Origin of the sequence: Nostoc sp. GT001, assembly GCF_030382115.1 — a bacterium.
Taxonomy (GTDB): domain Bacteria; phylum Cyanobacteriota; class Cyanobacteriia; order Cyanobacteriales; family Nostocaceae; genus Nostoc.
In genome coordinates this window covers 212,975-227,942 of sequence record NZ_JAUDRJ010000003.1, presented here as the reverse complement: position 1 = coordinate 227,942, position 14,968 = coordinate 212,975, and the positions used below count along the sequence as shown (strand labels likewise).

Genomic DNA, 14,968 nt, shown 5'->3' with positions numbered 1-14,968 from the left:
TTTCAGGAAATGCTATATTTAGTCGCGTCGAAACAAGCCAAATAAGGGAGCAAGAATTACCCCAAATACAAAACCACCGATGTGCGCCCAATATGCAACTCCACCAGTTTGCACGGCCATATTAGCGGCTGTTTGAAGGGTAGCAAGACCGGATATCACATTTTGCACGACAAAAATCCCAATGATGACTAGTGCTGGAACTCTGATTGTGGTGATGAAAAACCCCAAAAATATTAAAGTCATGACTTGAGCGTGGGGAAAGCGGATAATGTACGCGCCCAAAATCCCAGAAATTGCACCACTTGCCCCCAAGGAAGGAATCTCAGAATTCATCCCAATAAACCATTGGCACAAGGCAGCTAAAGCACCACACGCCAGATAAAAAATCAGATATTTGGCATGACCCAATCTATCTTCAATATTGTTGCCAAAAACCCAGAGAAACACCATATTTGAGATTAAGTGCCACCAACCACCATGTAAAAATTGCGACGTAAATAACGTTATCCACTCTCCATTTAAATTGGTGGTTAACTGTTGAGGCACTACTGCATACTCACTGAAAAACTGACTCAATTGTGCACGTGACAGGCTCACCTCGTGAATAAAAACTAAAACATTCATGCCAATTAACCCATAGGTGAAATACGGGGTGATTCGCGTCGGATTTTCATCGTAGAGGGGAAACACAGGTGTTTTTCCTAAATTATTGACTAACTGCAATATAGCTTGTCAGGCTAGCAGTTGCGAAGGTTAAACAATTTCACCTATTAAATTAATCAGTATAATTGAGGGTAACAAAGATACTATGAAAAATTACTTATACCAAGATTCTTCCTGGGATTTATCGCTAAATAAACCCAACAGTGGGCCGAGAATTGCCCCGAAGATAAACCCACCAGCATGGGTCCAGTAGGCAATACCACCGCTTTCCATACCGATGTTGGTACGTGCTTCCAAGCTGGTAAGTCCGTAGAAAGCTTGTTCGAGAAACCAGAATCCTAAAAAGAAATATGCGGGGACACGGAAAGTTGGGAAGAAAAAGCCTAAAGGTACGACGCCAAGAACTTCGGCGTTGGGAAAACGGAGAATGTATGCACCCATAACACCTGCGATCGCACCACTCGCACCCAAAGAAGGAATGCTAGAATCTTGAGCGAAGAACCACTGGGTCAAAGATGCCAAAACACCGCAAGATAAATAAAACAGTAAATATTTGGCATGACCTAACTTATCTTCAACATTGTTGCCAAAAATCCAGAGAAACAACATATTGCCGCCTAAGTGCAACAATCCCCCATGCAGAAATTGGGAAGTAATCAAAGTTGCCCATTCTGGAACTGGTTGATGTAAGGAGATACCACCAAAGCTTAAGGTGAGTTCTCGTGGAACTACAGCCGCAAGGTGTAAAAATCCATTTAATGCTTGTGGGGGAAGACTTGCTTCATAAAGAAAAGCGAGGACATTGGCAGCAATCAGTCCATAAGTTACATAAGGCGTGATTTTTGTCGGATTATTATCTCTAATGGGAACCACGAGCGTTTTTTCCTGATTTTAAGACAGCAATTCTACAATACGGAATTTTGTAAGTAGTTTCTTCTACCTCGTGGATGGATCTCAGTTTCATATTTGAGATTTATTGTAAGACTTACCTTTAAGCAGTAAGCATCATGCCATAATTTTCCAGTTAGAGAAGAAAGGAGCTTGACTATAGTGTTATTTTGTTCATCTAAGATGTTCCATAGGATGATATCTGCTAGTTAATTCTCATATAGGCTTGGTTACTCATGTTTTTTTCAAATTCTCTGGAAAATCAACTCCAGCGCTGGAACGAAACCATTCGCAATCAGCCGAAAAATCCCAATGCTTACATTCGCCGAGGCATGGTTAACTTTCAACTAGCCAAGATTGATGAATCTATTCAAGATTTTGATATGGCAGAGCAATTGGATAACCGTATCAAACCGTACCTTTGGCAACGGGGATTATCGTATTATTATGCAGAAAGATTTGCTGAGGGCGCTGAACAATTTGAAATAGATTTGACAGTGAATGCTCAAGATGTAGAAGAAACAGTTTGGCGATATCTCTGCATAGCTCGTTCTTTAGGTGTTGAAGAGGCACGTAATTCTTTACTAACTGTGAAAAATGATCCTCGACGTATTATGCAGCGCGTATATGATTTATATGCGGGTAATTGTACACCAGACGATGTTTTAACTATTGGTCAATCAGAAGGGATAAAGGGAAATTTTTACAGTCATCTTTACTTGGGATTATATTACGAAGCCCACAATAATCTTGATTTGGCTCAGGAGTATATAGTTAAAGCTGCTGATAATTACAAAATTGATGATTATATGTGGTATTTAGCGCAGGTACATAAAAAATTACGAGAGTGGATAGAGTGCTTATAGCGACAGATATGGCCCTCTTCGACGAATCTTTGCTATCCCATGCACAATTCCTAACACTGCACCGATGTAAAGTCCAATATGGATTCCCCAAACCAACATAAACCTGGAAACTTCTGCTGGCTGAACAACTGGCGTAATCTGCTCGGCAAAGAAGGGAAATTGAAAATAATAAAATATGAATCCTGTGATTTGAGCAACTACAATTCCCCAAATAATTGGATACCGTGCCATTTTTAGTAATTGACGATAAGACAAAGGTAACTTTCGTCTCTGATTAACCAAGAGAAATATGCCGTAGCTTAAAAAACCAGCAAAAAACCCTGCCTGAAATCCAACCTCGCTGACTTCCCAGCGAAAACTAGAACCATAAGGAACATTTTTGAAGTAATAAAAGTAAGGGGGTGAGAGAGTACAGGTAATCTGATCGTTAACGATACCAAACCCAGCACCGATTAAACCGGACACGATCAAAAACGAATATTCCCGAAGTTTTGTCGGTTTTGTTGGATTACGCCAGTAGTCTACAGCTACAACCAAACCCATCAGCAAAAACAAAATCAGCAGTCGGTATTGATATGGAATACTTTGCATAAGACAACTGGTTTAATCCAAAATTAGCCTTTCAGGAAGTGTAATTATTTACAATTTCTTCAGAATTTTCACCATTGTATGCGACTTATTTGGGGAGATAGCATCAAATTCAAAAACAGTCGGAAGGTCAGATTGCCAAGATTCTTATAACCTTTATCTGGAATCCTATTATGAACATCGCTGAACAGATTTACGCACTCGTTAAATTCCTTCCCCAAGAGCAAGCTAGGGAGGTCTTGAGTTTTGCTGAATTTATTCGTAATAAGAACCTAAATGATAACCAACCCATCGACATAGCAGACTCAGTTTCTTGGGCAGAACTTGTTTATTCCCTTAGTGGAACTTGGAAAGAAGACTTTCCAAGCCTGGAAGATATTCGGGCTGAAATGGGACAAGACATCATACGGGAAAGTCTTTAGATATACGTTTTAGATACCAACACCCTAATTTACTACTTCAAGGGTCAAGGACAAGTTGCTCATAACTTTGTCAGTATCTCTGCTGAAGAAATTAGTATTCCGACAATCGTTGTTTTTGAGTTACAAGTCGGTATTGAAAAATCCACCTCGCCAGCAAAACGTACCCAGCAACTTCAGCAACTTTTAAGCCGAGTAAACCTGGTTCCCTTCGATTACAATGCTGCTCTTGCTGCTGCTAAAATTCGCACCCAGTTAGACAAGCAAGGAACTCCAATTGTCCCGATGGATATTTTGATTGCAGGAATAGCTATAGCACTTCAAGCGACTCTTGTAACTCACAATGTCAATGAATTTTCTAGAGTTGCGGGACTTGCGATTGTTAACTGGTATTAACTATCTCTGATGTCAATTTTCGGTGGCTTCAGTTTCAAACTGCACTTGTCGATACAAATCAGCGATCGCAATTTCCACATCTACAGATTCCAGTCGCAATCTCTCATCCAAATTATACTCCGACAGCACCCATTTTCCCTGTTCGTTGCGCCGAAACACTTCTACAACTGGTTGAGCTACTTGTACTAAGACATATTCTTGCAAGGTTGGAGATTGGCGATATTTAGCAAACTTTTTCCCCCTATCGGCTGCTTCAGTTGAAGGTGATAGAACTTCGATAATTAAACAGGGAAATTGTACTAATTGTGGATCAGTGTCTCGCTCATCGCAAGTCACCACTACATCTGGATAAAAATACTTTTGCCCCGGTTCTACTTGCACCTTCACATCTACAATGTACACTTCACAGGTGCGATTGGCTAAGGCATCATCTAAGAGCTTAAAGAAATTTCCAGAAACCCGATTATGGTTGCGTGTAGCACCGCTCATCATCACAACTTCGCCATCCCAATACTCGTAACGTTCCTCTTGGGTGGATTCCCAAACCAGATATTCCTCTGCACTCATCAAAATGCGATCGGGTAAAGCAACCATCGGCGCGATCTCTTAATGATTCACTTAATCTAGGATAGCGAAAAAGACGTTCTTTTTATTGCTACCCTGACTAAGCAGTAATATTTCAGGATTTTATATTGCTAATGTTTAATGCGATCGCGCAATTTTGCTGCTTCTTCAAATTCTAGTTTTTAGGTTTTCTAACCGAGTCTTTTCTGTGTGAGCTTTACGAGATAAAACTTGAAGATTATCTAGCGTGGTTAAACCACCTTTTGACATCGGTATGATGTGATCAATTTGGAAATCCCTTCGCATCTGGCTCTTAAACTCACTCATAGCACAGTTAATAAATCCCTTTGTATTTGTATATTTAGCAAACACAGCATCCTTAATATCTCTATACTCGGCTGGATCTCTCTCCCTAATTTCAACGAGTGAGAGACTTTCTAGGGGTACTGTGTCAGGAATTACGATTGGTGGAGTAACTATCACATTAGGGTAAACTCCGAGCAGTTTATTAATTTCGATGTCTACTTGTTTCTTGAAATACACATATTTATATCCAAATAGAACTTGCCAAAAGGATTGAGTGTCATTCCATAGAGAAGTGAGATATTCAGTTACTTGTCTAAGGGTTAAATCATTTTCGTATATATGCCTCGCTACAATTGACAAATCACACTTTCTACGTTCACTAAACGCAATAAATTCTGGCTCCATCTGTTTTTGAGCGTAGAAACGTAGAATGTTCTCAACATCAGCATCTCTATAGCCAAGTAGGAATGAATGATCGGGAAAATAAAGTTTCTTTGTGAGTTGCAGCAGATATTCAAGTTCTTCGTCAGTTAATATCTCTCTGTTTTCGATATCAACGCTCTTAAATACAGCCTCTAAATCATTGACGAAGCTATCATAAGCCTCTTCTGTATCATTATATAGAAGTACATCATAGTTTCTAGATACAGGTTCATCTGATTCAGAAGGTTCAAGAATAGAGAAACAATAAATTCCAACGGGAATTCGTCTCAAAAAATCTAATTTTTCCCAGTCAGTAAGATCGATAGAATCATCCATCATGCGGGTAAATTCTTCAATCTTTTCAATAGAGATAAGTCGAGCAATTCTCTTCATTGTCTCGATATCTTTATCGCCGGGGAATTCTGCCCCCTCTTTTACAATCAACGTCTCAGGATTGACCCAGTTAATCTTGTCTTCCCAATTGTCAATAAAGCTTACAACATAAGCTTTTTCTGTACCACCTGCCTTCTGCCCACGTAAGGCTCTACCTATCATCTGTGTCATTAGAATCGTAGAAGTAGTTGGGCGAGTCAGAAAAACAGTTTGAATATTGGGTAAATCGGTTCCCTCAGTTAACATCTCTACATTAATGAGTACTTCAAGCTCTCCTCTTCTAAATCGCTTGATTTTCTCAGCATTTTCTTTTACAGAAACTGTAGCTCCTGTATTTGCATCTGATATTTTTGACGCTACAAAATCAGAGTTAATCCCTCGTTTCTGAAATAAGCTATTTAATGCGATCGCGTGTTGAATATCAACTGCAAAAACTAATAGTGGTTTATACTTATCTTGATGCTCAACGTAGTGATCAACAATCCGTTTGTTACGGATATTAGACATTGCGATCTTTTCGGCAATTTTTTTGGGAAGCTTGTCAAAATTTTCGATCGCTTTGATGTCTTTATCGGTCAATTCCCGATAAAAATCTAGTTCTGTTTCTAAGTTCTCGAAAATTGGTTCAGCAAGAATTCCTCTAGTAATGAGTGTTCTTAAATGTTCTGAAAAGATAATGTCGTCAGGAAAGACTTTTTTAAGTAGACCTTGTTCACCTTTATCTGTTCTGAATGGAGTCGCTGTCAACCCCAACATTCTAAAACTATCTGCCTTGCCTCTATCTTTAAAGTTTTGCTTGATGTCGTCAATTAGTTTTCGATAAGTTTTTGCTGTTGAGTGGTGTGCTTCATCAACTACCAATAGAACTGCATCAGAATGTTTAACCCAATTGTTTAGGAGGTGGTTTAATCCACTATTTAGACTATCTTTACTAGCAATAATAATATCGTCACTTGGTTGAATATTAACAGGACGATCATGTTTAGGATGACCGGAAATCACACGATATCTAAACTTTTCAACATTATTGAGCAATGAAGGATCGGCACTAAATTTCAACGTCTCAAAGGCTTGGTCAAGTAACTCATGCCGATGAGCAATCCACAAAACTTTTTTTCGCTTATCTATAAAATTACGTAGTAACCAATTAATCGCTATCAAAGTTTTTCCACCACCCGTAGGCAAAACTAGTAAGCCTTCAAATGGAGACTTGTTTTTTTGATCCAGTGCTTTGATTGCCTCGTTCTGGTGAGCGTAAAGTTGTCTAGGATTTTTGCCTGCATTAACTTGGATCTGACCTGAATACTCAACTTCAACTGTTTGCATAGTAGTGGAAACCAAAGATAATTATGGATTTGGGTTTTGTTCAATTGCTCACAACCTTGCAGCACCCTTAATCACAGTGTTCCCGATTTCAAGGCAATCAATAACAATCTCAGTGCAATTGCCCCACGCATAACGTCAAGGTAGATAAATACTTGATACTAATAGATAAGTTTTCGGCTGCGCCGCCTCATCTGGGCACATCTATGCATCTTCATCGCTAGTTCCGGTTTAAAACTGCACTTAGCGGTACAAATCAGCGTAAGGGTAGCCCGTCGTAGACATCGCTATTTCTACATCCACCGAATTGCTACTTTAACCAAGCACTAATGCTCTAGCATTTTATTTCGCAGATGCTTTCTGGCGATCGCCTCCTAGATTTTTCGCAATAATTCCCGAATAGCGATCGCACAATCAGGGAAAGCTAAAGGTGAAATTGTCACGTCCTCTGCAAGTATGCTCTCACTGTGATATCCGTCTGGACTAGGGAGACGATACATATACAACTTGCGTCCATTCACATCTAAAATCCAGTACTCAATAATACCTGAATTAGAGTATGCGATCGCCCTTGGCGTTGGCGAAGCCATCGCTTTCACCTCTCGATCATATTTGAGACTGGAATCAGCTATTTCAATCAGTAAAAACACTTCGGAAGCATTGGGATGGTGATCCTCATAATCTAATGGATTCAGCTTCACCACTGAAATATCTGGTTCTGGTTCCGAATAATCATCAAGTTGCACTGGTGATTGGATTCTTAATAAAACTTTGTCACCCAAACGTTGACCTAATAATCTTTCTGTGCGGGTAATCGCTGATTCGTGAGCAGTACCTTTTGCTGACATTCTGATAATTTGTCCCGCGATTAATTCTAAGCGTTCTTCAGGATGAAAAATACCCATTTCCGCCATTTGGTGATATTCTCGAACACTAATTAGGCGAATATTGGTTAGCATAAGATTCACGTTAACGTCCTAACATTTTATCCCGCAGATGTTTAATGCGATCGCAATGAACGAATAGTTAACCACATTACGGGATGAAGATTCGCCTTGCACCTCGATAACTATCAATATCAAGCACAATTTCAATCAGACTTTCAACACACTGACCTCGATATTCAGAGTCGTTTAGCAGTCGATCGGCATTGCCAATCGTAATTACGGGTAACGATGCTAAGGTATTTTCTTCACGTATGACTTGTTCGAGCGAATCTTTCCCTTTCATGCTGCGATTAGCTGTAAGCAAAATCATCTGATTTTCCTGAGCTAATCGCCAAACAACCCTGTCATCATTGTTGATCGATAAATCCATTTCTGCTAATGTGATAAACTGACTTTTGCCCTGAACATCAATTAGGAAAGTTAGGAAAAAACAAAAATGGCAACTATCTACGGCACCACAGGTTCTGACACAATAAATGGAACTTCGGAAAATGACATATTATATGGATGGGCTAGGGGTGGCAATGCTGATAGCCCGTCTGGTAATGACACCCTGAATGGCAGTTCTGGTGACGATATCTTAAATGGTGGTACTGGTAATGACAGCCTTTTGGGTAGCGCTGGCAATGATAGACTGATTGGCAATAATGGCAACGACGTGCTGACTGGCGGCACCCGTAATGACACCTTAGAAGGTGGGGCGGGTGCTGACAACCTTTTCGGTGGCGCTGGCAATGATAGCCTGATTGGCAATGATGGCAATGACGTGTTACAAGGTAATGTCAGTGATGACGTCCTAGTTGGAGGCTTGGGCAGGGACATACTTACAGGCGGAGACGGTGCCGATAGATTTTACTTTAATTCCCCAGATGAAGGAATTGATACTATCACTGACTTCAGATACTTAACTGATGAGATTTGGATTTCCGCCGAAGGTTTCGGAATAGATATAGACGCTCTCGATGCGATTACGACCAACGTAAGTACAGGCGCACTGTTCGTTGAAGACACTCAGATTGCGACAGTTTCCTCTATTTTCAGCTCATTCGCGGTTTTCAATGGTGCCATCATCATTTTCTAGAAACCGTGTGTGCGGTTATAGCCTGTCACGAATCAGGCGATCGCTAATCAGTCATTTGATTCCTTAGATGAGCTAGAGTCCGTTTTATTTCAACGTTGCAAGCTACTATCTAACGAGCGTGATTTAATTCGTGGTCTAACTTATTACCACTGGTGGTCAGAAACAAATAACAATTTAACGTATCCGCTCAATAAATCGGGGCGAACTACCAGTTCAAGAAAGAGTTTACGCCATTTGAGCCTTGTCACTGAGCGATTTACCCCGGATTATTGAGCGGTTACCTCTTAAAACGTAAATGGCATCTGATCCATTATCGCTTCTTGCTAACAACTTGAACGCTAATTAGGTGAATATTCATGAGCATAAGATTCACGTTAACGTCCTAACATTTTATCCCGCAGATGTTTAATGCGATCGCGCAATTTACCCGCCTCTTCAAATTCCAGTTTCTTCGCCGCTTCTTTCATCTGCGCTTCTAACAGAGTAATCAACCCTGGAATCTGTTCTAATGGCAGTTCATCTAGATGTTCATCTACTACTTTCAAATCAGTTGCATTCAACCGCCGAGATACATCTAAAAAAGCCAAAATCGCATTACTTGATTTTTTCACAATTGGTTGCGGTGTAATTCCATGCAGTCGATTATGTGCCGTTTGAATCCCACGCCGCCTATCTGTTTCATCAATAGCTTTAATCATGCTACCCGTCATATTATCGGCGTACAAAATCGCTTGTCCCTGGACGTGACGCGCAGCTCTACCAATAGTTTGAATTAAAGAACGCTCTGTTCTCAAAAAACCTTCTTTATCTGCATCCATAATTGCCACTAATGAAACTTCGGGTAAATCCAAACCTTCCCGCAGCAAATTCACACCAACCAAAACATCAAATTTACCTTCGCGCAAGTTCTGCAAAATTTCAATGCGCTCAATAGAAGTAATCTCGGAATGTAAATACCGTACCCTGATACCGTGGTCTTGCAAATATTCAGTTAAATCTTCCGCCATCCGTTTAGTTAATGTGGTAATTAACACTCGTTCATGGCGATCGGCTCTATCTTTAATTTCTCCCAATAAATCATCAATTTGTCCTTCTGTAGGACGCACAGAAATTTCTGGATCAACTACCCCAGTTGGTCGAATCACTTGCTCAACTACATGATCTTCAGAAACTTCTATTTCCCAATTTCCGGGAGTTGCGGAAACAAAAATACACTGGTTTACCTTTTGCCAAAATTCTTCAGCTTTCAAAGGACGGTTATCAGCAGCGCTAGGAAGGCGAAATCCATGTTCAATTAAAACTTTTTTTCTCGCTTGATCGCCGTTATACATGCCGCGAATTTGGGGTACAGTAACGTGAGATTCATCGATAATTAATAGCCAATCTTTAGGAAAATAATCAATTAAACATTCTGGTGATTCTCCAGCTTGTCTTCCTGCTAAGTGACGTGAATAGTTCTCGACACCGTTGCAGTAACCTACTTCGCGCAGCATTTCTAGGTCATAGCGTGTACGTTGATCTATGCGTTGGGCTTCTAATAGTTTCCCAGCTTGTTCTAAGTCTAGTTTTTGCTGTTTTAACTCGGCGGCGATGTCGTGACAAGCTCCTTCTAAGCGTTCTTCTGGGGTGACAAAGTGACGTGCAGGGTAAACATTCACCGCTTCCAAACTTTTGAGAATTTCCCCTGTAACTGGGTCAATATAGCGAATCGCGTCTATTTCATCACCAAAAAATTCGACGCGAATAATTCGGTCTTCATAAGCTGGGCCAATTTCTAAAACATCACCTCGGACGCGAAACTTCCCTCGGCCCATTTCTATGTCGTTGCGGCTATATTGAACATTTGCCAAATCCCGTAAAATTTGGCGTTGATTTACTTCCATACCTATCTGAAGAGGGATGGCAGCTTTCAGATATTCTGCTGGCATTCCCAAACCGTAGATGCAACTGATGGAAGCAACGACAATGACATCACGGCGTTCAAAAAGCGATCGCGTCGCTGAATGCCGCAACATATCTATTTCATCATTAATCGCCGCTGTTTTTTCAATATAAGTATCGGTGACGGGAATATACGCTTCTGGCTGATAATAATCGTAGTAGCTGACAAAATACTCGACTGCGTTGTTTGGGAAGAAATCCCGCAACTCGTTACAAAGCTGTGCAGCAAGGGTTTTGTTATGTGCCAGAACTAAAGTCGGCTTGCCAATTTTCTCAATAACTGCTGCTACCGAAAATGTCTTACCAGTTCCAGTGGCTCCTAGTAAAGTTTGGTAACGATTGCCTGATTGGATACTAGCAGAAAGCTTAGCGATCGCTTGTGGTTGATCGCCTGTGGGACTAAAGGGAGCTTGAAGACAAAATTCTGTCATACAGTTTTGCTGTAAATACCCTATCTCATGGTGACGATTCCGCCCTGTATCCATTGTAGCTGGCTTAATAGAACAAATAAATAGTAATAGTTGGTTACAAAAATTATTAATTTAAATTTACTTATGTATCAGTTTTAAAGATACTTATATCTATGTGAGGTTTTTTAAGGTTAAACTCTAATATATATGGGAAAAAATTTCATCTTTCCTTAATTATTGTAAAATTCAATTAACAAACCAGAGGTGTTCGTTTATGACTATTAGCAACGCTGGCAAAGCAATCAGTTCTCGGCAAAAGCCTGCCAAGTCTCCAGGGGAAACCACAGAGGGAGTTGAAAATCAACAAGATCAGAGCTTGAATGCAGATAAAATCGAGGAAGTTAATGAACTGCCAGTAGGAGCTTCTGGAACACTCGCCATTTCTGGAATTCGTCCCATAGGCGCTAGCGACTTAGAAGTTGCTGAACACCTTTCAATTTCTGGGGTGCGTCCCGTTAGCACCAGTACGTTAGAAGTAGTTGAAACCTATAACGCAATGGGTATTCGTCCAATTGGCGCTAATACATTCCAAGTCGTTGAAAGTATCAACCTCTCTGGGATTCGTCCAATTTCTTCAAGTTCATTGGTGATTTCTGACAGCTATTCAACATTCGGTAATCGTCCGATAGCACCAAATGAGATTGACAATTCTGAAACCCTGATGGGTTTTCTAGATTAAATAAAAAACATCCCCATAACTTTATTAACCCAGTTTCGTATAGAAACTGGTTTTTTTATTTAAACAGTCAAAAGCAGGGATTACCATATTGACATTTGTTCTATGTCTTTTAGCATAGGTAACTAAACTCTTCGTATTTTATTTTACATTCAACCAACAGCCAGAATGCTTACTACAACTACCTTTCTTAATTACGAATTACAAATTACGAATTACAAATTATTTAATATGCCTTGTGGTGGAAGGCTTTAGCAAAAACTTTAAGCTACTCTTTATAAGTAATTACAAAAGATTTCAAAGTTATTTTATAGCTTTGAAATTAATTTTTAATAAAATTAGGAGTATCAAAATGAGCATCGAAGATCGCGCAAAGGCTGCTGCTAAAAATGTTGAAGGTAAAGCCCAAGAAGCATTAGGAAATATCACTGGAGATCCAGAAGATAAAGCTAAAGGTAAAGCAAAGCAAGCTGAAAGCGAAGTACGTCACGGAATTGAAGACGTAAAAGATAATGTCAAGAAAAACATTGACTAATAATTCATAATTTTTTTGCAGAAAATCTAGGGATATAAATGGGGTGGATTCCATTTTTGCAGAAAAATTTGAATTGTTAAAGAACCAAGCTAAACTCTTTTGATATCCTCTGGACAGGGGTTAAAGAATAGAGTATAGCTTGATTGGAAGGTGTAGAGACGTGATTAATCACGTCTCTACACCTCCAATTAATTTTATTTATTTTATTTAATTTAAGATTAAGAAATAACTAAACTATATTAATTATTTGAATTAACACATAAATCCAACTGAATGACTGCTGATGATATTAGCAGAGTAGCGTAATATCTAAGACGGGCGTAGCTGTAATAACTTTGTTCAATCTGAAGATTATTCTAAACATCATTAAATTATAGTACTATAGCACGGGCATTAACTATCTTCAGCTACATCTGATTGTTAGCGCTCTTAAATTCACAATCAATGAGAATATACCGTGAGCCTAACTCTTTATTTCCTCCGTCACGGACAGACAGAATGCAGCCGCAATAACTCCTTTTGCGGTTCTATAGACTCAGAGCTTACCCCAGAAGGGTTGGAGATGGCAAAGGCTTTTGCTGATGCATATACTTCTAAGGATTGGACAGCAATATTTTGTAGTCCAATGCAGCGAACTGTATTGACAGCAAAACCGTTGTATGAAGCAATAGGAATAGAACCACAACTCAGAGATGGTTTGAAGGAAATTAACTATGGCTTGTGGGAAGGAAAAACTCCAGAAGTAATTATGCGTGAATATCACGATGATTATATTCGCTGGTCAGCAGATCCGGCTTGGAATGCTCCCAGTGGTGGAGAAATGGCTGTTACAATTGCTTATCGCGCCTTGCAGGTAATTGAAGAAATCAAGCAAAATTACAGTAGTGGCAATGTTTTAGTTGTGTCGCACAAGGCAACTATTAGAATTATTCTGTGTAGTTTACTGGGGATTGATGTGGGACGCTTCCGTTTTCGTTTGGGATGTCCTGTTGCTTCGGTCAGTATTGTAGAATTTACCTCGCACGGGACGCTGTTAAAGGTTCTGGCAGACCGTAGTCATTTGGATGAGCGTTTGCGAAATTTACCAGGAACGTGAGGAGTCACTGACATTGCATTACTCTCACTAGGGGATCATTTTAGGGATTAAAAGCTACAGGCATTGATTTCATACCTCGCAAGGATGGATTTTGATGCCATTCAATTCGATCTGTATCCAAGTGGAGATTACTAAGGCGGCGCACAATGGTATTAATGGCAATTTGTGCTTCAAGTCTGCCAAGAGATGCACCGAGGCAAAAGTGGGTTCCTTTTCCAAATGCCAAGTGTGGGTTTTCAGGGCGTGTAATGTCTAATTTATCGGGGTCTAAAAATTGCTCAGGGTCACGGTTGGCAGCACCAATTACCAGAAATAGGCGTTGCCCTTGGCTAATTTGTTTGCCATCAATTTCGAGATTGGTAACTGCTATGCGGGCTTGACGTTGTACTGGGCTGTCATAGCGCAAAAACTCTTCTACAGTAGTTGTAATTAGTGAGGGGTCATCCTTTAACTTTTGCATTTGACTAGGATTTTTGAGTAAAGCAAGTAAGCCGTTAGCAATCAAGTTGGTGGTAGTTTCATGACCCGCAAAAGTTAAGAAAACGCAATTGGATAAAATTTCGTCGTCATCCAGAGAATTTCCCTTTTCTTGTGCAAAAATGAGGCTACTCATGAGATCATCTTGGGGATTGTAACGACGTTCTTCAAGGATGTGGCGGAAATATTCGGTCATTTCAATAATACTTTGTTGAGCGCTAGTCAAAATTTCTGGCTTCATGCGGAACATGCCAAAAAATCTTGCCAAATCGTCAGACCATTTCTTAAACTGTTCCCAGTCTTCGGACTTTGCGCCCAGCATTTGGGCGATGACGATCGCGGGCATTGGGTAAGCTAAATCATGAATAATATTCATGTTACCCTGCTCATAGACACTATCAATTAGTTCGTCTACTAGCGTCTGAATTCGCTCTGCCATGCTGCTAATGATACTAGGAGTGAATGCCTTGTTAAACAACGCACGCAGACGCGTGTGTTCTGGGGGNTCGCAAAATAGAATCCATTTTGATAGAGTTTCCAGAAGGGGAAGTATATTCTGTTGCTCTGATTCTGGTATTTTACTAATAGGCGGACGCTTGGCCGAAATCCGTTTGTCTTGCATAGCTGCGGCAACATCTTTATAGCGCATTAGATACCAGCCCCCAAAAAAATCACTCCAGTAAACAGGATCTTCTAATAAAATACGGCGGTAAGTAGGATAGGGATTGGCCAGTACTTCTGGGGCAGATAGATTGTATCGGTCTTGTTCTAGATTACTGAGTGACGACATGAGTTAGAAGCGATTAAGGATACAGCACTGACAGCTATTATGCAATACAGACCGCCAGGGAATAGAATTCCCTGTCTAATGGTGCAAGTCCTCTAGAAGAGGACTAGAAAAACTTGGGTTAAAGCA

General features: G+C 40.1%; 16 protein-coding genes. 7 read left to right on the top strand and 9 right to left on the bottom strand.

Going from position 1 to position 14,968, the window contains the following annotated elements; translation table 11 throughout:
• Positions 1-18 precede the first annotated feature (18 nt).
• Together QUD05_RS03595 and QUD05_RS03590 are read right to left on the bottom strand one after the other, a co-directional pair.
• Entirely contained in the window at positions 19-690 is a 672-nt protein-coding gene (locus QUD05_RS03595) for a rhomboid family intramembrane serine protease (RefSeq protein ID WP_289799872.1), read from the bottom strand.
• Positions 691-816: 126 nt separating this feature from the next.
• Positions 817-1,536 carry a rhomboid family intramembrane serine protease gene (locus QUD05_RS03590; protein WP_289794902.1) on the bottom strand — a complete coding sequence of 240 codons (720 nt, stop codon included), beginning with the start codon at positions 1,534-1,536 and terminating at the stop codon, positions 817-819.
• A 251-nt stretch (positions 1,537-1,787) separates the two neighbouring features.
• Between QUD05_RS03590 and QUD05_RS03585 the strand changes: the two genes are divergently transcribed.
• Complete coding sequence (locus tag QUD05_RS03585) at positions 1,788-2,417, top strand: tetratricopeptide repeat protein (RefSeq protein WP_289794901.1); 630 nt, start codon at positions 1,788-1,790, stop codon at positions 2,415-2,417.
• Here QUD05_RS03585 and QUD05_RS03580 read toward each other — a convergent pair.
• Positions 2,412-3,008, bottom strand: coding sequence for a hypothetical protein (locus QUD05_RS03580; protein WP_289794900.1), 597 nt, complete (start codon positions 3,006-3,008; stop codon positions 2,412-2,414). The genes QUD05_RS03585 and QUD05_RS03580 overlap by 6 nt on opposite strands.
• Before the next feature lie 170 nt (positions 3,009-3,178).
• Between QUD05_RS03580 and QUD05_RS03575 the strand changes: the two genes are divergently transcribed.
• Positions 3,179-3,427, top strand: coding sequence for a DUF2281 domain-containing protein (locus QUD05_RS03575; protein WP_289794899.1), 249 nt, complete (start codon positions 3,179-3,181; stop codon positions 3,425-3,427).
• Positions 3,428-3,820, top strand: coding sequence for a type II toxin-antitoxin system VapC family toxin (locus tag QUD05_RS03570; protein ID WP_289799871.1), 393 nt, complete (start codon positions 3,428-3,430; stop codon positions 3,818-3,820).
• A 12-nt stretch (positions 3,821-3,832) separates the two neighbouring features.
• Here QUD05_RS03570 and QUD05_RS03565 read toward each other — a convergent pair whose 3' ends face one another.
• From QUD05_RS03565 to QUD05_RS03550, 4 genes are all read right to left on the bottom strand, one after another.
• Positions 3,833-4,414, bottom strand: coding sequence for a Uma2 family endonuclease (locus QUD05_RS03565; RefSeq protein WP_289794898.1), 582 nt, complete (start codon positions 4,412-4,414; stop codon positions 3,833-3,835).
• 138 nt (positions 4,415-4,552) lie between these two features.
• Entirely contained in the window at positions 4,553-6,832 is a 2,280-nt protein-coding gene (locus QUD05_RS03560) for a DEAD/DEAH box helicase family protein (RefSeq protein ID WP_289794897.1), read from the bottom strand.
• Between the two features lie 371 nt (positions 6,833-7,203).
• The gene (locus QUD05_RS03555) at positions 7,204-7,788 is read right to left on the bottom strand and encodes a Uma2 family endonuclease (protein WP_289794896.1); all 585 of its coding nucleotides are present in this window, start codon (positions 7,786-7,788) and stop codon (positions 7,204-7,206) included.
• A gap of 76 nt (positions 7,789-7,864) precedes the next feature.
• Positions 7,865-8,146, bottom strand: a complete 282-nt coding sequence (locus QUD05_RS03550; RefSeq protein WP_289794895.1) for an ACP S-malonyltransferase — start codon at positions 8,144-8,146, stop codon at positions 7,865-7,867.
• A 66-nt stretch (positions 8,147-8,212) separates the two neighbouring features.
• Between QUD05_RS03550 and QUD05_RS03545 the strand changes: the two genes are divergently transcribed.
• On the top strand, positions 8,213-8,857 hold the full coding sequence (locus tag QUD05_RS03545; RefSeq protein ID WP_289794894.1) for a calcium-binding protein: 645 nt from the start codon (positions 8,213-8,215) through the stop codon (positions 8,855-8,857).
• Positions 8,858-9,231: 374 nt separating this feature from the next.
• Here the strand turns inward: QUD05_RS03545 and uvrB are convergent, their stop codons facing one another.
• Positions 9,232-11,229 carry an excinuclease ABC subunit UvrB gene (uvrB, locus tag QUD05_RS03540; protein WP_289794893.1) on the bottom strand — a complete coding sequence of 666 codons (1,998 nt, stop codon included), beginning with the start codon at positions 11,227-11,229 and terminating at the stop codon, positions 9,232-9,234.
• 253 nt (positions 11,230-11,482) lie between these two features.
• On the opposite strand from uvrB, the gene QUD05_RS03535 reads away from it, so the two are divergent.
• The 3 genes from QUD05_RS03535 to QUD05_RS03525 all read left to right on the top strand — a co-directional run bounded on the left by QUD05_RS03535 (position 11,483) and on the right by QUD05_RS03525 (position 13,575).
• A complete protein-coding gene (locus QUD05_RS03535; RefSeq protein WP_289794892.1) occupies positions 11,483-11,947 on the top strand; it encodes a hypothetical protein in 465 nt (154 codons plus the stop codon).
• A gap of 349 nt (positions 11,948-12,296) precedes the next feature.
• A complete protein-coding gene (locus tag QUD05_RS03530) occupies positions 12,297-12,479 on the top strand; it encodes a CsbD family protein (protein WP_069070399.1) in 183 nt (60 codons plus the stop codon).
• Positions 12,480-12,936: 457 nt separating this feature from the next.
• Positions 12,937-13,575 (top strand): histidine phosphatase family protein, encoded by a 639-nt coding sequence (locus tag QUD05_RS03525; protein WP_289794891.1) that lies wholly within the window; start codon positions 12,937-12,939, stop codon positions 13,573-13,575.
• Positions 13,576-13,615: 40 nt separating this feature from the next.
• Here the strand turns inward: QUD05_RS03525 and QUD05_RS03520 are convergent, their stop codons facing one another.
• Positions 13,616-14,701, bottom strand: coding sequence for a cytochrome P450 (locus QUD05_RS03520; protein ID WP_502911425.1), 1,086 nt, complete (start codon positions 14,699-14,701; stop codon positions 13,616-13,618).
• Positions 14,702-14,968 lie beyond the last annotated feature (267 nt).